Source organism: Paraburkholderia sp. J63 (assembly GCF_905220245.1).
Taxonomy (GTDB): domain Bacteria; phylum Pseudomonadota; class Gammaproteobacteria; order Burkholderiales; family Burkholderiaceae; genus Paraburkholderia.
Map to the genome: position 1 here is coordinate 64193 of NZ_CAJMZF010000015.1, position 20324 is coordinate 84516.

General features: G+C 66.2%; 18 protein-coding genes. 8 read left to right on the forward strand and 10 right to left on the reverse strand.

Features of this window, described 5'->3' with window-relative positions:
• Window positions 1–76 precede the first annotated feature (76 nt).
• Window positions 77–337 carry a hypothetical protein gene (locus U5775_RS18045; protein ID WP_322059449.1) on the reverse strand — a complete coding sequence of 87 codons (261 nt, stop codon included), beginning with the start codon at window positions 335–337 and terminating at the stop codon, window positions 77–79.
• A gap of 92 nt (window positions 338–429) precedes the next feature.
• The gene (locus tag U5775_RS18050; protein ID WP_322059450.1) at window positions 430–780 is read right to left on the reverse strand and encodes a response regulator; all 351 of its coding nucleotides are present in this window, start codon (window positions 778–780) and stop codon (window positions 430–432) included.
• 440 nt (window positions 781–1220) lie between these two features.
• On the opposite strand from U5775_RS18050, the gene U5775_RS18055 reads away from it, so the two are divergent.
• Complete coding sequence (locus U5775_RS18055) at window positions 1221–2465, forward strand: GGDEF domain-containing protein (RefSeq protein ID WP_322059451.1); 1245 nt, start codon at window positions 1221–1223, stop codon at window positions 2463–2465.
• Between the two features lie 386 nt (window positions 2466–2851).
• Here U5775_RS18055 and U5775_RS18060 read toward each other — a convergent pair whose 3' ends face one another.
• A complete protein-coding gene (locus U5775_RS18060; protein ID WP_322059452.1) occupies window positions 2852–3001 on the reverse strand; it encodes a hypothetical protein in 150 nt (49 codons plus the stop codon).
• Window positions 3002–3399: 398 nt separating this feature from the next.
• On the opposite strand from U5775_RS18060, the gene cqsA reads away from it, so the two are divergent.
• On the forward strand, window positions 3400–4698 hold the full coding sequence (cqsA, locus tag U5775_RS18065; RefSeq protein ID WP_322059453.1) for an alpha-hydroxyketone-type quorum-sensing autoinducer synthase: 1299 nt from the start codon (window positions 3400–3402) through the stop codon (window positions 4696–4698).
• Between the two features lie 83 nt (window positions 4699–4781).
• Here cqsA and U5775_RS18070 read toward each other — a convergent pair whose 3' ends face one another.
• From U5775_RS18070 to U5775_RS18085, 4 genes are all read right to left on the reverse strand, one after another.
• Entirely contained in the window at window positions 4782–5819 is a 1038-nt protein-coding gene (locus tag U5775_RS18070) for a response regulator (protein ID WP_322059454.1), read from the reverse strand.
• On the reverse strand, window positions 5816–7186 hold the full coding sequence (locus U5775_RS18075; protein WP_322059455.1) for a HAMP domain-containing sensor histidine kinase: 1371 nt from the start codon (window positions 7184–7186) through the stop codon (window positions 5816–5818). The genes U5775_RS18070 and U5775_RS18075 overlap by 4 nt, the downstream gene beginning before the upstream one ends.
• A gap of 294 nt (window positions 7187–7480) precedes the next feature.
• A complete protein-coding gene (locus tag U5775_RS18080) occupies window positions 7481–9214 on the reverse strand; it encodes a benzoate-CoA ligase family protein (RefSeq protein ID WP_415913600.1) in 1734 nt (577 codons plus the stop codon).
• Window positions 9215–9330: 116 nt separating this feature from the next.
• A complete protein-coding gene (locus U5775_RS18085; protein WP_322059456.1) occupies window positions 9331–9804 on the reverse strand; it encodes a DUF4863 family protein in 474 nt (157 codons plus the stop codon).
• Window positions 9805–9991: 187 nt separating this feature from the next.
• Here U5775_RS18085 and U5775_RS18090 point away from each other — a divergent pair, with 187 nt between their 5' ends.
• From U5775_RS18090 to boxA, 4 genes are all read left to right on the forward strand, one after another.
• Window positions 9992–10957, forward strand: a complete 966-nt coding sequence (locus tag U5775_RS18090) for a helix-turn-helix transcriptional regulator (RefSeq protein ID WP_322059457.1) — start codon at window positions 9992–9994, stop codon at window positions 10955–10957.
• A 196-nt stretch (window positions 10958–11153) separates the two neighbouring features.
• Window positions 11154–12884: a 2,3-epoxybenzoyl-CoA dihydrolase gene (gene boxC / locus U5775_RS18095; protein WP_322059458.1), complete on the forward strand. Its 1731-nt coding sequence runs from the start codon at window positions 11154–11156 to the stop codon at window positions 12882–12884.
• Between the two features lie 44 nt (window positions 12885–12928).
• Window positions 12929–14356: a benzoyl-CoA 2,3-epoxidase subunit BoxB gene (boxB, locus tag U5775_RS18100; RefSeq protein ID WP_322059459.1), complete on the forward strand. Its 1428-nt coding sequence runs from the start codon at window positions 12929–12931 to the stop codon at window positions 14354–14356.
• A gap of 22 nt (window positions 14357–14378) precedes the next feature.
• Complete coding sequence (gene boxA / locus U5775_RS18105) at window positions 14379–15635, forward strand: benzoyl-CoA 2,3-epoxidase subunit BoxA (RefSeq protein WP_322059460.1); 1257 nt, start codon at window positions 14379–14381, stop codon at window positions 15633–15635.
• A gap of 29 nt (window positions 15636–15664) precedes the next feature.
• Here boxA and U5775_RS18110 read toward each other — a convergent pair whose 3' ends face one another.
• Entirely contained in the window at window positions 15665–16345 is a 681-nt protein-coding gene (locus U5775_RS18110; RefSeq protein ID WP_322059461.1) for a hypothetical protein, read from the reverse strand.
• 222 nt (window positions 16346–16567) lie between these two features.
• Between U5775_RS18110 and U5775_RS18115 the strand changes: the two genes are divergently transcribed.
• Window positions 16568–17032, forward strand: a complete 465-nt coding sequence (locus U5775_RS18115; protein WP_322059462.1) for a PaaI family thioesterase — start codon at window positions 16568–16570, stop codon at window positions 17030–17032.
• Between the two features lie 104 nt (window positions 17033–17136).
• Here U5775_RS18115 and U5775_RS18120 read toward each other — a convergent pair whose 3' ends face one another.
• Together U5775_RS18120 and U5775_RS18125 are read right to left on the reverse strand one after the other, a co-directional pair.
• A complete protein-coding gene (locus tag U5775_RS18120; RefSeq protein WP_322059463.1) occupies window positions 17137–18048 on the reverse strand; it encodes a ketopantoate reductase family protein in 912 nt (303 codons plus the stop codon).
• Between the two features lie 85 nt (window positions 18049–18133).
• Window positions 18134–19066, reverse strand: coding sequence for an NADPH-dependent oxidoreductase (locus U5775_RS18125; RefSeq protein WP_322059464.1), 933 nt, complete (start codon window positions 19064–19066; stop codon window positions 18134–18136).
• Window positions 19067–19374: 308 nt separating this feature from the next.
• On the opposite strand from U5775_RS18125, the gene U5775_RS18130 reads away from it, so the two are divergent.
• Entirely contained in the window at window positions 19375–20235 is an 861-nt protein-coding gene (locus U5775_RS18130; RefSeq protein ID WP_322059465.1) for an oxidoreductase, read from the forward strand.
• Window positions 20236–20324 lie beyond the last annotated feature (89 nt).

Here is a 20324-nt window from a genome sequence, read left to right on the forward strand (position 1 = left end):
AGCGGTGGGCGCGCATGCCGCAAGCGCGGCTCGCGCCGTGGCGCGGCGTTTGCCGCGTCACGCGTCCGGCGCTGGCTTATCGTTTGTCCGGCTTCGTCCCCGGCTTCTCGCGCGATGCCGTATCGGCTCCCTCGTCCGCTCTGCCGCCGCCATCCAGCCCCGCGCCCCTGCGCCAGACTTCCTTGCCCTGCTCGGAAAGCTCGCCGCTGCTGTGGCTGCGGTCCGGCTCGGTGCCGGGCACGGCCATCTCGCCGCCCGGCGGCTCCTGGGCGGGCTGCTTCGCGTGCTTGCGTCGAGCCACGCGCTCGTCCTGCGAGCGTCCTGCGTAGTCGTTCATGCGCTGTCTCCCGATAGAGTCATGCGTTGGCACTCGTTGTCACTGCGCGCAACCGCTGTGCCGCGCGCTCACGGCACATGCTCACGGCGCATTCACGGCATCGCGACGCGGTGCAGGATGTCGAGCAACTGCGAGACCGCAAAGGGCTTGCGCAGGAAGCCGACCACATCCGCATCGGCGGGCGGCGTGACGAGCGCGGAGACGAGCACCAGCGGCACCCGCGCGAGCGCGCTGTTGCGGCGCATTTCGCGCATCAGCGCGAGGCCGTCCATGTGCGGCATCATGCAGTCGGAGATCACGACGTCGGGGGGATCGGCGAGCGCGGCCCTGAGCGCGTCCGTGCCGTCCTCGGCAGTTTTGACCCGATAGCCTTCCTGACCGACCAGCTCTTTGAGCGCGTTTAGCGCGTTGATGTCGTCGTCGACGAGTAATACGGTAGCCATACGTCGTTTACCTGTGCGGCGCGCGCCCGCCGTTCCTTGCACGATTGCTACGCCGTGCGCCCGTGTTCTTTGAATGGCACAACCCCGTCCGGGCCGGCGGATTCCCGCGCTTTGTTCTGTCTGTGCCCGAGTTCAACCGCTGGTGCGCATTTTTCATGCCTGATGCATTGGGACCGGCCAGGGTCCCGGCTAGCGGCGGGGTGGCTAGAGCTTCATTGAGTCACTTCTGTCACTTCGATGACGCATGAATGAAGTAAGAGCAGGCAGCGTTCCCGTCGCGGCGGCGCCGGGTGACGCCGTGGTGGCGGCGCGATCACCGCCCGATCACAGCGCAATCGCGGCCCGCGCTCAAGTTATTGCATTTTTTGCCGTTAACTCACGCAAGGCTCAGGCTGTACGCGCTCGGCGCGTTCGCCGGGCGCCATCCGAACGACCCCGCCATGCTGGATCCAGTCAATATCCTCCTCGTCACGGTGCTTTCGAGCATCATGAGCCTCGCCATCCTGGGCTCGTTGCGGCCTGCGCGCATTCCCGGGGTAGGCCGCTGGATGGGCGCCTATGTGATGGCGAGCGTCGCGCTCGTGCTCGCGGGCATGCAGCGCCTGGGCATGCCGCTCGTCACGATTCTCGTTTCGAACACGCTGCTCGCGCTGGCCATCACGCGAGTGCTGCAGGGCTGCCGCGAGTTCTTCGGCCTGAGCCCGCGCGTGCCGCTCGCCTGGGCGGGCTGCACCGCGGTGGGCGCAGGCATTGCCTGGTGGTACTGGATAACGCCGGATCTCGCGGCGCGCATCGCGCTCGTTTCCGTATTTCATGCCGCGGTGTACGGCGCCATCGGCGGCCTGGCGCTGCGCCATCGGCCGCCGGGCCGGCCGGTCTACAGCTATCGCTTCGTCACCTGGGCCGCCTGGCTCGGCGCGTTCGCGCATGGGCTGCGGGGTCTCATCTATGGAACGGGGCTGATTCAGCAAAGCACGCTGCTCGATTTCACGCCCTTCAATGTCGTGTATCTGACACTCGGCATCCTCGTGTGGCCGGCGCTCTCGATCGGCATGGTGCTGCTCGCGCACGACCGCATGGCCGAGCGGCTCGAACGCCTCGCGAGCCGCGACGAGCTCACGGGCGCGCTCACGCGCCGTGCCTTCGTCACGCAGGCCGGCGCGCTGCTCGACGCCGCGCGCGCCTCGGGCATGTCCTGCGCGCTGGCCATCGTCGATATCGATCACTTCAAGGGCATCAACGACCGCTACGGCCACGCGGCTGGCGATCGCGCGCTCGCGCAGTTCGGCCGCGTGATCGCCGCGGGCGTGCGCGAGTCGGACCTGTTCGGACGTCTGGGCGGCGAGGAGTTCGCGCTGCTCTTTCCGGCGATGGCGCGCGAGGACGCGGTGATGCGGGTCGATGCGCTGCGCGTGGCCGCACTCGCGGTGCGGCGCGGCGACCCCGCCACGGCGCACGAGATGGCGCATGAGATGGCACCCGCGGGCAGGGCGCTTCAGGCGGACGAACGCGCAGGCGCCGGGGGCGATGCCTCGACGGCGCACCAGGGCCTGACGTTCAGCGCCGGCGTCGACGTCTATCAGGACGGCGATACATTGGCGAGCCTGATGGCGCGCGCGGACGCGGCGCTCTACGAGGCGAAATCGCGCGGCCGCAATCGGGTAGTCAGCGCAGCGGTGCAATAAAGACCCGGCGCAATGACGCAATGGCGCAATGACATACGGGCGCGGCCGCAATGTCATAAAAAAATCAAATAACGCCCGGCAATTTTTTCATTCCCTTCATTCCCATTACCCAGGCAGCTTTCGCGAAACCGGCCCTTAAAACAGGAGCGCCACTCGCGCACCTCGGTGTTTTCCCTCTTTGCGCGACGAATTTATTTCGTCATCCTTTCTCTTCTCTTGAAGTTATGCGAATTGAATGCGCCGACAAGCGTTCATTTCGGCGCATTGAACCTATGCAGTCATTTCGGTATGCATAGCGCATGCTAATGCAATTCAGATCAGCCACATCGCTGTTTTTAAAGGATAATCGACCCCAGATGGGAATGGCGTTCAATGCAACGTTCATTTCATCCGGCCGCGCCCGGCCTTTTGCGCAGCCGGAAACAGGCACCGCTTTCTTCGGGCAGGCGTCTTTTCCTTGGTAACCAGTGGCGATCACGCAAGGCGGGAATCGTGCGGATGTCGAGGCGCCCGCTCACGGCGTCGCGCGTCTTCATTTGCCTTCGAATCCGCTGCCCCTCGTGCGCGTGGAAGCGCATGCCAGACGCGTCGATGCGGGCCCGCGCCGCGGGCCATGCGTCGCAAGACACCGGCCGCCCGACCCACGTTCGGGCCGCGCGCACTGTAGCGCGCCGCGTGCATGTGCACGCAGGCGCAGCCGGTGCGCGCCGCGTCTTGTCCTTCGCGCCATGCGTGCTTCGCCCACGCTCGCCAGGCTTCGATCTGCTCGCATTCGTATTCGCATTCAACCGCCCGCCGCCGGAATTCCCATGTCATGCCATTTCGCGCATGACGTTCCGGCGCGGGCCCACTACCGGCCAGCCGTCCCACAGGATTTCCGGGGGAAGTCGCTTTTCAGCTTGGGGGGGCGGCCATCAACCACCAGGAGCCTGAGATGAAAGTTGGCAATAACAATTGGCGGAATGCACACAACAACGACGCGGCGCTGCCGGCCTTTCTCGCCGCACGCGTCGACCGCTATTACACGGAGCGCGTGCAGCAGAGCTGGGCGGGGGGCCACATCATGAAGGGCCGCGTTCCGGATGCCGACGCTTTGCATCTTTCGAGCAACGATTATCTTTCGATTGCCCGTCACCCCGAGATTCTCGATGCAATGTGCATGAGCATCCGCTCCGAAGGCAACGGCCTTTTGATGTCGGGTGTCTTTCTGCACGGCGACGATTGCCCGCAACTGAATCTCGAAGACCGCTTCGCGCGCTTCATGGGCGCCGAGGCAAGCGTGCTGTGCCAGTCGGGGTTCGCGGCCAACACGGGGCTGATCCAGTCGATCGCGAATGCGCAGACGCCCGTCTACGTCGACATGATGGCGCATATGTCGCTCTGGGAAGGCATTCGCAGCGCGGGGGCGAAGGCCATCAGTTTCTTCCACAACGATGTCGAGCATCTCGAGCAGCGCATCCAGCGCTACGGGCCCGGCATCGTGATCGTCGATTCGGTGTACAGCACGAATGGCAGCGTGTGTCCGCTGCAGGCTTTCGCGGATGTGTGCGCCGAGCACGACTGCGTGTTCGTGGTGGACGAGTCGCACTCGCTCGGCACGCATGGTGCGCACGGCGGGGGGCTGGTTGCGGAGCTGGGCCTGACCGACCGCGTGCATTTCCGCACGGCGAGCCTCGCGAAGGCGTTCGCGGGCCGCGCGGGCATCATCAGCTGTTCGCGGCGCTTCCAGGAGTATTTCAAGTGCGAGGCGTTGCCGGCCATTTTCAGCTCGACGCTGCTGCCGCACGAAACGGCGGGTCTCGCGGCCACGCTCGACGTGATCGAGCGCGACGACTGGCGCCGCACGCGGGTGGCCGCGAACGCGCGCTATCTGCGCATGCGCCTCGCGGAGCTCGGCTACAACCTCAACGGCAGCGAAACGCAGATCATCGCGCTCGAAGCCGGGCCCGAGCCGCAGACCATCGTGCTGCGCGACGCGCTCGAAGCGCGCGGCATCTTCGGCTCGGTGTTCTGCGCGCCGGCCACGGCGCAGAACCGCTCGCTCGTGCGGCTCTCGATCAGCGCGGCGCTTTCCGAGGCGGAGCTCGAACGGATCGTGGAGGTGTGCGAAGCGATACGCGACGAGGTGCAGATGTGGAACTGGCCTTCGACGCGCCGCCTCATGGAGCGCGGCGCCGGGCGTGCGCGCGTGCGTCAGCCGCGTGCGCTGGCCGAGCTGCCGGTGGCCGCGTGATGCGCGCCCATGCGTCTAGAGGCCAGTGAGGCGGCCGTGACGCACGGATGACGCGAGCGTGACGGGCAGGCGGCGTGAGCGGCTCAGCGCGAGTCCCACGCCGCCTGGATTTCGCGGTCGAGCTGCTGTAGATAAGCGTCATAGGGCAGCACGTTCTCGAGCGCGAGACCCGCGGGCTGCTTCACGACGGCGTAGACATAGCGGCGCTCGCCTTCGAACACCGATGCGGGATGCATGTACGGCTGCCATTGCTCCGATTGCGCCGGATAGTAGCCTTCGGTGCGCCAGAAGTAGGGCACGCTGCGATGGCTGTCGAGCTCGGCGTGAAAGGCCGCGGGCGCGCCTTGCTCGACGGCGATCTCGTGCACGCCGCGCAGCGACTCGTCGGTGTGGATGATGAGCAGCGAGGCCGTGCCCTGCGCATCGAACATCAGCAGGCCATGCGGCTGATACGAGAGATAGTGCTCGACGATGCCGAGCGAGTCGAAAATGCCCTGCACGTGCGCGGCGAGCGCGCCATCCTTGAGGAACGCGTATTCGGACACCGCAAGCGCATCGAGCACCGTGCTGCAGGCCTTGTCGAAATACGCGGCCTGCATGTCGTGGATCGCCTGGTTCAGGGTTTCCACTGCGTCGACTTCGTGCTTGCGGATGAAGCGGTCGATCAGGCCTTCGTTGAAGCTCTTGACGGCCACGTGCTCGTCGGCCTTGCCGGTGAGCACGATCTTCTTGAGCGCCGGATTGGCGAGGCGGCGGCAGAACTCGATGCCGTTGAGCTCGGGCATGTCGTAATCGACCACCACGACCGAGACGGTATCGAAGCGCTCGGGCCGGTGCACGAGCGAGCGGATCGCGTCCACGCGCATGGCAATGACCTGATGCGCATCGTTTTCTTCGGTGCGGTCGAGATAGGGACTGAAAATGGGCGACGCGGGACGGTCCTGCGCCGCGCGGCCGTTCAGAAACTTCAGCGCCTCCGTGGGCGAGCTGAAGAGGCGGAACGCGAGCTCGGGGTCGAGCTGCAGGCTCAGATTCGACAGAAACGCCGCGCTATCGTCGACGAAGGCGGCGGTGGTCGGCCAGGAGAACGGCTGAATGGCTTTCGGAGTGGCTTTCGTCATGGCGCTGGGAATGTCAAAACAAACTCGGTGTATTTGCCTTTCACCGAAGAGCAGGCGATGGCTCCCCCCATCGCTTGCATGACATCGCGGCAGAATGCCAGCCCGATTCCTGCTCCGAGCGACACGTCATCGGTGGTGGTGGACGAAGTATAAAAGCGGGTAAAGATGTGCGGCAAGACTTCAGACGAAATACCGGCGCCGGTATCGCTGAAAATCAGCAGATTGGCGCGGTTACCGCGATTTTCCGTTTCGAGCCGGATCGAAATATGCGCGCCGTCGATGCTCCCCATATGCCGGAACGCATTTTTGAGCAGATTGAACAAGACGTGCACGGTGAGCATTTCCGAGCCGGCGAATTCGAAATCGGGCCGCAGATTGCAATGCACGCGCGCACGGTCACCTTCGCGAAACGGATAGCGCGCGAGCGCGGTTTCCACGCAATGCGCAATCGAGCAGGTCGTGGCGTTGGGCATGTTCGTGCCGGAAAAGCGCGCGGTGGCGAGCAGCATGTCGATGATCGCGTTCGAATGCAGCGCCTCCTGCTCGATGCGGCTCACCACGCCCTGCATCGAATGCAGATGCGCCACGCGTATTTTCGGCACCGGCAGGCGGTTGCGCTGGGCGAGCGCATAGGTGTCGAGCAGCGCGGGCAAATAGCGCATGAGGCCGGCCGCCCCCACGCGGATCGCGACGAGCGGCGTGCGCAGCTCGTGCGCGACGCTGCCCGCCGTGGCCAGCATGGCGCGCTCCTGTTCGATCTGGATGCGGTCCTGGTCGTAGTTCGCCACCGCGCCGATGGCCACGGCGAACGAGAAAATCGCCAGATGGGTGAGATAGATGGAGTCGAGGACGATCGGGTCGGTCGTGAGCACATAGGCGACGAGTGCGAGCCCGATGCCCACGAGAAACTGCAGCACGAGCATGAGCCAGTCGAGCAGCAGCACCATGACGAAGGCCGCGATCAGCGCGCTTTCGACCCAGACCTCGTTGCCGTTGTTCTTGAGCAGCATGAACGTGAAAAAGAACGGCAGCGCATAGAGCGTGGCAATGTACCAATACCAGGGCAGCAGTTTCTTGAGCGCGGCGGGCCAGCGCTCGAAGGCGAGAATCGGCGCGAACAATGCGGCGCCGATCAGGCGCAGCGCGAGATTCTCATAAGGCTGCGGAAACAGGTCCTTCCAGACGTAGTAGTAAAGCGGAAAGCCGATGCTTGCGACCACGGCGAGTGGCCGCATGCGCCGCTTCACATACTGGAGGTTGCGCATGGCGGGCGCGAACGCGCGCACCATGCGCGGCTTGAGCGCCGCCCAGCTGCGGCGCGCGCGCATCGTGATTCTCGATACGTTCATCAGGGTGGAATCGCTCATGGTTCAATGCCGGATGCGCCGCCGGCCTTGACTGCGCACGTGTGTCTCCAGGCCCGTGCAAGGCGCCATGCGAAGCGGTCCCAAGGCAGGCGGGTGTAGCTGTGGCGGCAATGGAAGACAATAACATCATTGTGGCGCGCCGATGCGGCCAGAAAGGGCCTGAAGCGTCATATTCGGCGGCACTGCGGGGGGCAGTGTCGTGCACAGTGTCGTGATATGGCCGAATGATGCTGGACGCATGCAATGAACGTCGAAGGGCGCGCGCGGGCGATGCTCACGCGCGGTGCATTCCCCTCACGAATGCGGCCGATACTGTTCGCGCAGACGAAAGCGCTGGATCTTGCCCGTCGCGGTTTTCGGCAGATCGTCGACGAAAAGAATCTCGCGCGGATACTTGTGCGGCGCGAGCCGCGCCTTGACGAAGGCCTTGAGCGCATCGGCGAGCGCGGCATCTCCGTTGTCTGTGTGCTGTGCGTTCCGTGCGTGCGCTTCGTGCGCTCCCTGCTTCAGTACGACGAATGCACAGGTCTTCACGAGCCCCTCGTGATCCACGCCGATCACGGCCGCTTCGAGCACGGCCTCGTGTTGCACGAGCACCATCTCCACCTCGATGGGCGAGACATACTGGCCGCTCACCTTGAGCATGTCGTCGCTGCGGCCCGCATAGACGTAGCAGCCTGCGGGCAGGCGCCGGTACTTGTCGCCGCTCTTGACCCATTCGCCCAGAAACGTCGCGCGCGACTTCTCGCGATTGCTCCAGTACATCAACGCGGCGCTCGGGCCGCGAATATAGAGCTCGCCGATTTCGCCATCGGGTACGGGCCGGCCCGACTCGTCGCGCAGCTCGATCTCGTAGCCGGGCACGGGACGCCCCGTGGTGCCGTATTCGACTTCGCCCGGACGGTTCGAGAGAAAGATGTGCAGCATCTCCGTGGAGCCGATGCCGTCGAGGATGTCGCTGCCGAAATGGCGGCTGAAGCGCTCGCCGGTCTCGCGCGGCAGCGCCTCGCCCGCTGACGCGCAAATGCGCAGCGCCACCTCCGCGCGCGCAGGCAGGCGGGGCGAGGCCATCATGCTCGCGTACAGCGTGGGCACGCCGAAAAAAATCGTGGGGCGATGCCGGACGAGACGCGCGAAGACGGCCTCGGCGGTGGGGCGCTCGGCCATCAGCACCGTGGTCGCGCCCACCGAGAGCGGAAACGAGAGGGCGTTGCCGAGCCCGTACGCAAAGAACAGCTTGGCCGCGGAGAACACCACGTCGCTTTCGCGGATGCCGAGCACGGACCGGGCATAGGTCTGGACGGTCCAGTAGAGATTGGCGTGCGTATGCACAGTTCCCTTGGGCTTGCCCGTCGATCCCGACGAATAGAGCCAGAAGGCGATGTCGTCGCCGCTCGTTCGGGCCGCGTGCGCAGCGGGTGGGGCGCTCGCGATGAGTTCGTGGAGGACCTTTGCGTCGCGCGGGCAGTCGGGCGCGCCGGTGGCGAGTGGCTGCGAAACCACGAGTGTGCAGTCCTCGTCGGTGCCTTGCAAGCGGCGCTGCTCGAGCGCGGCGTGCACGGCAGGCAGCACCGCGCCCGATGCGATCACGAGTCGCGCGCGGCTGTGCGCGAGCATATAGACGTAGTCGGCGGTGGTGAGCAGCGTGTTGACGATCACGGGCACGACACCGGCGTGCAGCGCGCCGAGAAAGACCACGGGCAGCTCGACGGTATCGAGCATCACGAGCAGGATGCGTTCTTCGGCGCGCAAGCCCAGCGCGCGCAGCGCCGCGCAGAACTGGCGCGCGCGCGTTTCGAGTTCGCCGTAGGCGAGCGTGGCGGTGTCGTCGATATAGGCGGGCTTGGCGGCGCGCGCCGCGTTCAGCGCGAACAAGTGCGTCGCGAAATTGAATTGCGCGGGCGGCTGCGCGATGGCCGGTGCGCTAACGGTCTGCGGGGTTGCCGGGGCCGGCGGCGCTGCTTGGGTGTCCACGATGCTGTCTCCGCTCTGTCCGACTCGATCGCGTTGTCCCACGTCACGGGCCATGAACGGCCTTGTGGCATCGTCGGCACCGTCGATCTTCGGTCGTCGTGAAGCTGCTGTTCCAGTCAATTCGGATTGCCTGGCAATGAGTCATTCTTCATACTGCGGGGCGCCGTCGTTCAGGCCGGCGCCGGTGTGAATTCGATCGCGCCTTGCGGCAGCAGATAGAGCACGAGCGCCTCGCCGTGCGCAACCGTTGGACGGTGCGCGCTGCCCGGACCGTAGACGCACCAACCCGCGGGCCGGCCGTCGAACGTTGCGCCGGGCGTAACCGGCATGACGAGATCGATTTCGCCGTGGGGATGCGTATGATGCGGGCCGGCAAGATCTTTCATCAGCACCACGTCGACTGAAAAGCCGTGCGTGGCCGGCAGCGGCTTGATGACGCGTCCGTAGCGCAGCCCGCCGGCCTCGCGCTGGCACATCGAGCCGTCCGCGACGCCCTCGCGGCAAGCCTTCTCGAGCGCCGCGAAGGTCGGGCTGCCATTCGGCCAGGTGGCGTTGAGCCAGGCGTCGAGTGCATCATCGAGCGATCGGCCGGCAATCTGTTTCGTGATGCCTGCAATCAGGCGCTCGAAGTCTTGCGGGGACATGCGGGGTCTCCTGTCGACCGGACCTGGCGTTTCCGTGCGCTAACGCTGGGCGCGGTCCCATGCTTCGCGTTATGCCGGCTGCGGCGTTTGCGTTGTCGCCGGCCTGTCTTTTGGCGGAAAATTAGCGGCTAGTAAAATGCATGTCAAGCACTATAGTACACAAAATAGGGTTGAGAGGTGTCTGAAGATGAAGCAAACTTACGTTGCCGAGCCACAGCCGGATGAATCCACGGACGCCCCCGATGCCACGGACGCAGGGCGCGGCGAGCGCAGCGAACGCGACCCGTTCCTGACCGCGATGGGCGAGCGCGTGCGCATGCTGCGCGCGCGCCGCGGCATGACGCGCAAGACGCTGGCGGCGGAAACCGGCCTCTCCGAGCGCCACCTCGCGAACCTGGAGTCGGGCGTGGGCAATGCCTCCGTGCTGGTGCTACGGCAGATCGCGGCCACGCTCAGTTGCCCGCTGGCGGAAGTGATCGGCGACGTCACCACTTCGTCGGCCGAATGGCTGCTGATTCGCGAACTGCTGAAGGGGCGCGACCCGGCCTCGCTGCAGCGCGCCCGCATCGCGCTCGCCGAAATGTTCTCGCAGGCGAGCGCCGACCCGCACCGCAACGAGCGCATCGCGCTCATCGGCCTGCGCGGCGCGGGCAAGTCCACGCTCGGGCGCATGCTCGCGCAGGAGCTCAAGGTGCCGTTCGTCGAGCTCACCCGCGTGATCGAGCAACTGGCCGGCTGCCCGCCCTCGGAGATTCACTCGCTCTATGGCGCGAGCGCGTACCGCCGCTACGAGCAGCGCGCGCTGGAGGCCGTGATCGCCGAGCATCCGCGCGCCGTGATCGCCTCGCCGGGCGGCCTCGTGTCCGAGCCGGCCACCTTCAATACGCTGCTCGCGCACTGCTTCACGGTCTGGCTCCAGGCGGCGCCCGAGGAGCACATGCGCCGCGTGGTCGCGCAGGGCGACTTGCGGCCCATGTCGGGCAACCGCGAGGCGATGGACGACCTCAAGCGCATCCTCGCGGGCCGCAGCGAGCTGTACAGCCGCGCGGACATGCGCTTCGACACCAGCGAGAAAACGCTTGCCGACGCCTATCTGCAATTGCGCGACCGCCTGGCGGCTCGGCTGGGCGCGGAGCCGGTGCGCATCGACTGAAGCGTCGCAGCCGCTTCGGCGGGACGATGCATTGGAGTTCATGGTTTACCCACTTGCATTTGCGTATATGCATTAAAGTGCTTTACATGGGGTGACTGTTGCACTATCGTTCATTGAAACGAAGTGCATATTCCGCTTTTCATGGGACCGGGGCCGGCGCTTCAGTGCTGGCTCCGGTCGACCCAGGAGACACCCCATGGCCGCCGCAGAATCCGCCGTCGCCCAGCCCGCCGTTCAGTCGACCATTCAACCGGCCGCCCAACCGGCCGCCCCACGGGTCGATTACCGCACCGATCCCTCGCAGTACCGGCACTGGAAACTCAGCTTCGACGGCGCTGTCGCGACGCTCGGCATCGACATCGCTGAAGACGGCGGTATTCGCGAAGGCTACAAGCTGAAGCTGAATTCATACGACCTCGGCGTCGATATCGAACTGCACGATGCACTCCAGCGCATCCGCTTCGAGCACCCCGAGGTGCGCACGGTGGTCATGACGAGCCTCAAGGACCGGGTGTTCTGCTCCGGCGCCAATATCTTCATGCTGGGTCTCTCCACGCATGCGTGGAAGGTCAACTTCTGCAAGTTCACCAACGAAACGCGCAACGGCATCGAGGATGCATCGCGGCACTCGGGCCTGAAATTCATTGCAGCCGTGAACGGCGCCTGCGCGGGCGGCGGCTATGAACTGGCGCTCGCCTGCGACGAGATCGTGCTGGTGGACGACCGCTCGTCCACGGTGGCGCTGCCCGAAGTGCCGCTGCTCGGCGTGCTGCCCGGCACGGGCGGCCTCACGCGTCTCACCGACAAGCGCAAGGTCCGCCACGACCGCGCCGATATTTTTTGCACCGTGGCGGAGGGCATCCGCGGCGAGCGCGCGAAGGCGTGGCGTCTCGTGGACGAGGTGGTCAAGCCCAACCGCTTCGGCCAGGCGGTGCAGGCGCGCGCGCTCGAACTCGCCGCGCAGAGCGACCGGCCCGAAGTCGCGCAGGGCGTCGCGCTCACGCGCATCGAGCGCGTCGAGCACGAGAACGGGTTGAGCTATGCGAGCGTCGAGGTGTCGATCGACCGCGCAAAGCGCACCGCCACCTTCACGGCGAAAGCGCCCGATACCGCGCAAGCGCCGCTGCCCGAGGGTATCGACGCGATCGTCGCGGCTGGCGCCGCCTGGTGGCCATTGCAGTTCGCGCGCGAGCTCGACGACGCGATCCTCACGATGCGCACCAACGAGCTCGACATCGGCACGTGGATCTTCAAGGCCGCAGGCGATGCACGCGGCGTGCTGGCCGCCGACGCCGCGCTGATCGAACACCGCGATCACTGGTTCGTGCGCGAGACCATCGGCATGCTGCGCCGGACGCTCGCGCGCATCGACGTCTCGTCGCGCTCGCTCTTCGCGCTGATCGAGCCGGGCTCGTGCTTCGCGGGCACCTTCGCGGAGCTCGCATTTGCCGCCGACCGTAGCTATATGGCGGCGCTGCCTTCAAACGAGGACGAAGAGCCAGTTATTACGCTATCCGAAGCAAATTTCGGGCTGTATCCGATGGTCACGCATCAGTCGCGTCTCGCGCGGCGCTTCTATGACGAGGCCGAACCGCTCGATGCCGCGCGTGCGCAGGTCGGCCAGCCGGTGAGGCCGCTCGAAGCGGAGCGCCTCGGCCTCGTGACCGCCGCGCCCGACGACATCGACTGGGCCGACGAAATCCGCATCGCGCTGGAAGAGCGCGCGGCCATGTCGCCCGATGCGCTCACGGGACTCGAAGCGAACCTGCGCTTCAACGGGCCCGAGACCATGGAGACGCGCATTTTCGGCCGGCTCTCAGCGTGGCAGAACTGGATCTTCAATCGCCCCAACGCGACAGGCGAGAAGGGCGCCCTCAAGGTGTACGGCAAGGGCAGCAAGGCGCAGTTCGACCTCGCCCGCGTCTGATCCATCCTCTTCAAGCCGATCCGCCCTGGCCGCAAGGAACCGACATGTCCACCATCAATTACAGCGAAAAGATCCCCAACAACGTCAACCTCGCCGACGACCGCGCGCTGCAACGGGCGCTCGAACAGTGGCAGCCGAATTTTCTTTCGTGGTGGGGCGACATGGGGCCCGAGGGCTCGCACGGCTTCGACGTGTATCTGCGCACGGCGGTGAGCGTGGACGCCGGAGGCTGGGCGCATTTCGATCACGTGAAGATGCCCGACTACCGCTGGGGCATCTTTCTCGCGCCCGGCGAGGCGGACCGCAAGATCCATTTCGGCGCGCACAAGGGCGAGGCCGCGTGGCAGGACGTGCCGGGCGAGCATCGCGCGAACCTGCGCCGCATCATCGTCACGCAGGGCGACACCGAGCCCGCCTCGGTCGAGCAGCAGCGCCATCTGGGCCTGACCGCGCCGTCGCTCTACGACCTGCGCAATCTGTTCCAGGTGAACGTGGAGGAGGGGCGGCACCTGTGGGCGATGGTCTATCTGCTGCATCGGCACTTCGGCCGTGACGGTCGTGAGGAAGCCGAAGCATTGCTCGAGCGGCGCTCGGGTGACGACGACAACCCGCGCATCCTCGGTGCCTTCAACGAGAAAACGCCCGACTGGCTGGCGTTCTTCATGTTCACCTACTTCACCGACCGCGACGGCAAGTTCCAGCTTTCCGCGCTCGCGGAATCGGGCTTCGACCCGCTCGCGCGCACCACGAAGTTCATGCTGACCGAAGAGGCGCATCACATGTTCGTGGGCGAGTCGGGCGTCTCGCGCGTCGTGCAACGCACCGCGCAGGTCATGAACGAACTCCAGACCGACGACGTGAGCCGCCTGCGCGCCGCGGGCGTGATCGACCTCGAAACGATCCAGCGCTACCTGAATTTCCATTACTCGGTGACGATCGACCTGTTCGGCGCAGACCATTCGTCGAACGCGGCTACGTTCTATAGCTCGGGCCTGAAGGGCCGCTACGAGGAAACGAAGCGCGACGACGACCATCAGCTCGAAGGCCAGATGTATCGCCTGCTCGACGTGCAAGAGGGCAAGCTCGTCGAGCGCGAGGTGCCGATGCTCAACGCCATGAACGAAGTGCTGCGCGACGACTATATCAAGGACTCCGTAGCGGGCGTGAACCGCTGGAACAAGGTGCTCGAGAAAGCCGGCATCGACTTTCGCCTGAGCGTGCCGCACAAGGCGTTCAATCGCCAGATCGGCACCTTCGCGGGCGTGCGCGTCGCGCCCGATGGCCGCGTGATCGACGAAGCGCAATGGGCCGCGAACGAGGCGAAGTGGCTGCCCACGGCCGAAGATCGCGCTTACGTGGCCTCGCTCATGGGCCGCGTGGCGGAGCCGGGCAAGTTCGCGAACTGGATCGCGCCGCCGGCCATGGGCGTCAACCGTCAGCCCGTCGATTTCGAGTACGTGCGCTTCAATTGAACGGCAGGCGGGAGAGACCATCATGAGCGGCCCGGTTCCCGTGGAAATTCTCAGGCAGCACCTGATCGATCCTGAGATCTGCATTCGCTGCAATACCTGCGAAGAGACCTGTCCGATCGACGCGATCACGCACGACGGCGTCAACTACGTCGTGAAGGCCGATGTCTGCAACGCTTGCATGGCCTGCGTGCCGCCGTGCCCGACCGGCGCGATCGACAACTGGCGCAACGTGCTCAAGGCCCAGGCCTATAGCATCGAAGACCAGTTCGGTTGGGACGAACTGCCCACGCAGAATCCCACGGTGGGCGCGGCCGATGCCGCAGCCGCGCCAGACCTGCCGCAAGCCGCCACAGCGGCGAGCGACGGCGACGAGGCGCCGGGCTCCGGCTCGGACATGGTGCGGGGCTCGACGGTGCCGCCATGGTCGGCGGCGCGGCCCTATGTGCATCTGTACACGCACAAGGCGCCGACCACGGCCACCGTGGTCGGCAATTACCGGCTCACGGACGACGCCGCATCGAGCGACATCCACCACCTCGTGCTCGACTTCGGCGCCATGCCGCTTCCGGTGCTCGAAGGGCAGTCGATCGGCATTCTGCCGCCTGGCACGAATGCCGGTGGCCGCGCGCATCACGCGCGTCAGTATTCAGTCGCGAGCCCGCGCGATGGCGAGCGGCCCGGCTACAACAACGTCTCGCTGACCGTGAAGCGCGTGACGCGCGACCACAGCGGCAACGCCACCGATGGCGTCTGCTCGAACTATCTGTGCGACCTGAAGAAGGGCGACGTGGTGACCGTGATCGGTCCGTTCGGCAATACCTTCCTGATGCCGAACCATCCGAACTCGCATCTGCTGATGATCTGCACGGGCACGGGCTCCGCGCCCATGCGTGCGATGACCGAGTACCGCCGCCGGCGCAGGCTCAAGGGCGCCACCGGCAAGCTCATGCTGTTCTTCGGCGCGCGCACGCAGCAGGAGCTGCCTTATTTCGGACCGCTGATGAATTTGCCGAAGGATTTCATCGACACGAATCTCGCGTTCTCGCGCACGCCGGGTCAGCCCAAGCGCTACGTGCAGGACGCGATGCGCGAGCGCGCCGTGGACGTGGCGCATCTGCTCAAGGACGGCGGCACACACATCTACGTGTGCGGACTCAAGGGCATGGAAGACGGCGTGCTGCAGGCGCTCGGCGAGATTGCCCAGGCGCATGGCATGGCGTGGGATGCGCTATGGGAGCGGCTCAAGCGCGAAGGGCGGCTGCACCTCGAAACGTATTGAGGCACGCTTTCTACCGACGTCCTGGCCGGTCAGCCGCCCAGCGCGATGATCGCCAGTGTCAGCACGGCGCCCAGCACGGTCATGGCGAAGCCCGCTTTCATGGCGCCCGCACCGGAGTAGTGTCCCAGCGCAAAACCCGCGCCGAACAGCATCGCGAGCGTGAGCGAGCGTGAGATGACGAGTGCCGTTGTCGGGTCCTTGACGATGAGAAACGGCAGCGCAACCGGAAACGTTGAGGTCACAACGATCACGAAGATGCCGAGCGCGCCGAGAAGGTCGGCGCCGGTGAGATGCGCGCGCGGCGGCAACGTGGACGCGGCAGCCAGGCGCGCGCGAATCAGTTCGAGTTCGGCATCCTCCAGCAGCGGCTCCAGCGGCTTGGGCAAGGCGTCGCGCAATGCGTGCAGCGCCAGCGCAGGGTCGCGCTCGCGCTTCACGGTCCGTGCGAGGGTCAGGCGCTGCCCGCGATCCGCGAGCGTGCGCACGAGGAACATGACGGCGTCGGCGAGGCCCCACGCGATATTGCACCCGAGCGCGGAAAAGAACATTTTGTGCGCGGCGCTTTCGCCGCCCGTGACAACCTTGACGGCGCCGACGAATGTCAGCGCCATGAACAGGCCAAAGCAGAGTTCGGAGACGCGATCGACGGTATTGAGCAGCGGCTCGCGCTTTCTGGAGGCAGGTTGGCGAGGCGAGGTGGTGGTGATCATATGACCCGGGTCCAGGACTGACGAAACAAGGGCGTGCGGCTGCACGTTCGCACGGAGCGCTCGCGTCAGGGTACACGACAGGAACGCGGTTTCCCCGGGCCGCCGAGGTTTTAGCATGATCGTTCGCAAAACGTTACTATGTCGGGATGCCGGCGCGCCGCCGGGTGCATTGGAATGCATCGAGGCGCGCCGCACCACCCACTCGACGGAGACACGTTTCAAATGAACCTCGTAGCCGAATTACCGGCCGGCCTGACCGGTCTCGAACAACTGCAGCGCATGCTCGCGAGCGGCCGCAGCGCGCCCATCGGCGAAACGCTGGGCTTCAGGCTCGTGGAAGTGGAGGAGGGCCGCGTGGTCTTCGAAGGCTTGCCGGGGCTGCACGCGTACAACCCCATCGGCACCGTGCACGGCGGCTATGCGGCCACGCTGCTCGATTCCGCCTGCGGATGCGCGGCGCACTCGCGTCTCGCGGCGAATCAGGCCTATACGACGCTCGAACTCAAAGTGGCCTATCACCGGGCCATGACCGCGAGCACCGGCCCCGTGCGCGCCGAGGGCCGCGTGCTGAGCATCGGCCGCCGCGCGGCTTTCACCGAGGCGACGATCACGGATGCAGCGGGCAAGCTTTACGCGTCGGCGACTTCGACGCTGCTCGTGTTCGAACGCGAAGCGTCCGGCGCTTGATGCACCGCGCCGCGCCTCGTTCAAGCAGCGGGGTGCAGGTGCTATCTTCGTGAAGGCGCACTAAATTGCAGCGGGGTGCACCAGAGCGCACTGCAGTCGACGAATCAGATCGCCCCGTGCGCCTTGTCGTCGATGAGCTTCACGAGCGCGTGCAGCAGGCGGTTGGCCGGCGTGGCCACGCCCAGCGCCGCGCCGCGCTGCACGACGAAGCCGTTCAAATGATCGATCTCGCTGCGCTTGCCGCGCGCGAGATCCTGCGCCGTGGACGAGTACTGCCCCGGCATGGTCTCGGCGATGAGGCGCACGCCATCGTCCGTGCCGGGCGGCAGCGTCACGCCGTCGGCATGGGCCACGGCCATGCATTCGGCGACCACGTCATGCATCGCGTCGAGCACGCCGGCGCCGGCCACGAGGCGCCCGTAAGGCAGCTGCGAGATCGCCGATAGCGCGTTGTACGCGCAATTCACGATGAGCTTGGCCCAGAGCGCGCCACGCACGTTTGCGGAGATCTCGGTGGGCACGCCCGCTTCGACCAGCGCCTGCGCGGCGGCCAGACTCCCGCGCGCGGGCTCGATCACGAGTTCGCCGCGCCCGTGATGGCGCACGTGGCCCGGCCCGGCCATCTCCGTCGCCACATACACGACCGCCGCCGCGACGTCCTGCGCGATGACCTTGCGCAAGCGCTCCGCGTTGTCCACGCCGTTTTGCAGCGTGAGCACGAGCGTGTCGGCGTGCAGGTGCGGCGCGATCGATGCGCCGGCGCTTTCGGTGTCGGTCGACTTCACGCAGAACAGCACGAGATCGGCATCGGCGACGGTGGCCGCTTCGGTGCTCGCACGCAGATGCGGCCGGCCGATGCGCTCGTCGAAGCTCCGCGCCTCGAGGCGCAGACCCTCGCGCTCGATGGCCTCGACATGCTGGGCGCGCCCGATCAGGACGACGTCATGCCCCGCGCGCGCCAGCATGGCGCCAAAGAAACAGCCCACCGCGCCCGCGCCCATGATGGCGATTTTCATCTGCGTTGCTCCTTCGCTTGTCTGTTCAGTTGCCGATTGGTTGTGTGCTCAACGAATTAGCTCGAATCGATTTGCGTGAATGGTTTCAGCGCAGCTCGAAGCCGAGCGCCTGGAGCGCATCGCGCAGGCGGTCGCGGCCGTGCAGCGATTCGCGGCTGCGCCAGCGCGCGAGCGAGCGCGAGGTCCAGCCCGCCGCGCTCAGGCCTTGTGCGCTCTGGAACGTGCCCATCACCTCGTCGTATTGCGCGATGCCGTGTGGCTGCGAAGACGCATCGTACTGCTCGCGATGCAGGACGACGGGCTGAGGCAAGCGCGGCTTCACTTGCGTGGGCCGCGACTCGTCGGCATAACCGACGCACAGGCCGAACACGGGCAGCACGCGCGGCGGCAGGCCCAGCTCGGCGGCCACCTGTTCGGGCTGATTGCGGATCGCGCCGATATAGACCGCGCTCATGCCGAGCGATTCGAGCGCCACCACGGCGTTCTGCGCGGCCAGCGCCGCATCGATCACGCCGACGAACAGCGTCTCCAGATAGTGCAGGCCTTCCGCGCTCGCGCCGGTGCGCTCCGCGGCGGCTTCGAGCCGGTTGAGGTCGGCGAGCCACACGAGAAAGAGCGGCGCGCCGCGAATCTGCGACTGGTCGGCGGCGAGCTTCGAAAGCCGCGCCTTGCGCTCGGGGTCCTCGATGGCGACCACGCTCCACGTCTGCAGATTCGACGAAGTCGACGCCGATTGCGCCGCGGCGATCAGCGTTTCGAGCGTGCCCGCGGGCAGGGGCTTGTCGGTGTAATTGCGCACCGAGCGATGCGTGAGCAGCGAGTCGAGCGTCGCGTTCCAGGCGGGCAACGGCACGGTCCAGGGCGTGCCGTAGCGCGCTTCGAGGGCGGGGCTGGCGGTTGCCGATGCGTGATCCGGGTGATTGGTGCGATCCGTGCGATCCGTTTGAGCGGTGCCTGCGGTGGTTTCCGTGTTGTGGGTGGCCGCGTCGGGCGTCTCGGGCGTGGTAAGGGTGGACATTGCGAGGTTCTTCTCCGGCAAATACAGTCGAGTGCGAGCGCCGTATGGTACATGGCTCGCGCGCCTCGTGCCGGGCGGCTCGGTGGCGATCGTGAACTCAGGCGCGCTTCGAATGCCTGCGGACCCAGGGCGGTCCTGCACGCTTGGCGCGTTATCGCTATCATCGACGGGTCGTGTCGCGCCGCCGCGAGCAGACTGCCGGCGGCCGCGGCTTCCTCCCGCCCTTCCGGCGCGTCCCGCGCGTGGCCGCACAGCACGCGACGCGCGGATCTCCGCGCCGCAAACCGTTGCTTCAGCGAGGTCCCGTCATGTCCGTTGCTTCCCCGAACGCGTCTCCTGTCTGGTTCATCACGGGCTGTTCCAGCGGCTTTGGCCGCGAACTGGCGCTTGCCGTGCTCGCGCGCGGCTGGCGCTGCGTTGCGACGGCGCGCAACAAGGCGTCGCTCGACGATCTCGCGCCCGACGCCGGCGAGCATTTGCTGCGCGTCTCGCTCGACGTGACTGACCCGGCACAGATCGATGCCGCCGTGGCGCTCGCCCAGGCGAGATTCGGCGGTATCGACGTGCTCGTCAACAACGCGGGCTATGGCTATCAGAGTTCGATCGAGGAAGGCGACGAGCGCGAGATCCGCGCGCAGTTCGATGCGAACACGTTTGGCCTCTTTGCGATGACGCGTGCCGTGCTGCCGGGCATGCGCGCGAAAAAACGCGGACACGTGGTCAACATTACGTCGGTGGCGGGGCTGGCCGGCTTTCCGGGGTCGGGGTATTACGCTGCCTCGAAGCATGCGGTCGAGGGGTTCTCCGATGCGCTGCTCGCGGAGGCGGGGCCACTCGGCATCAAGGTGACCTGCGTGGAGCCCGGACCGTTCCGCACGGATTGGGCCGGCCGCTCGCTCGTGCAGACGCCGAACCGCATCGAAGACTATGCCGGAACGGCGGGCGCGCGCATGAAGCGCACCGCGCAAGGCAGCGGCCATCAGCCGGGGGACCCGGCGCGGGCAGCGCAGGCGATGATCCGCGTGACGGAGGTGGCGGAGCCGCCGCGCCATCTGGTGCTGGGCGCGTTTGGGGTGGATGCGGTCTCGCAGCGTCTGCGCGCGGCGCTCGCCGATATCGAAGCGTGGCGCGAAACGAGCCTTGGGACCGATTATCCGGCTGGGACGTGATGGGAAGAGGGCGCATCATTTACGTGGTGGCGATCGAGGCGATCCTCCGCATCGAATGACGCGTGCGCGTCTTCGGTCATGCTGCTACT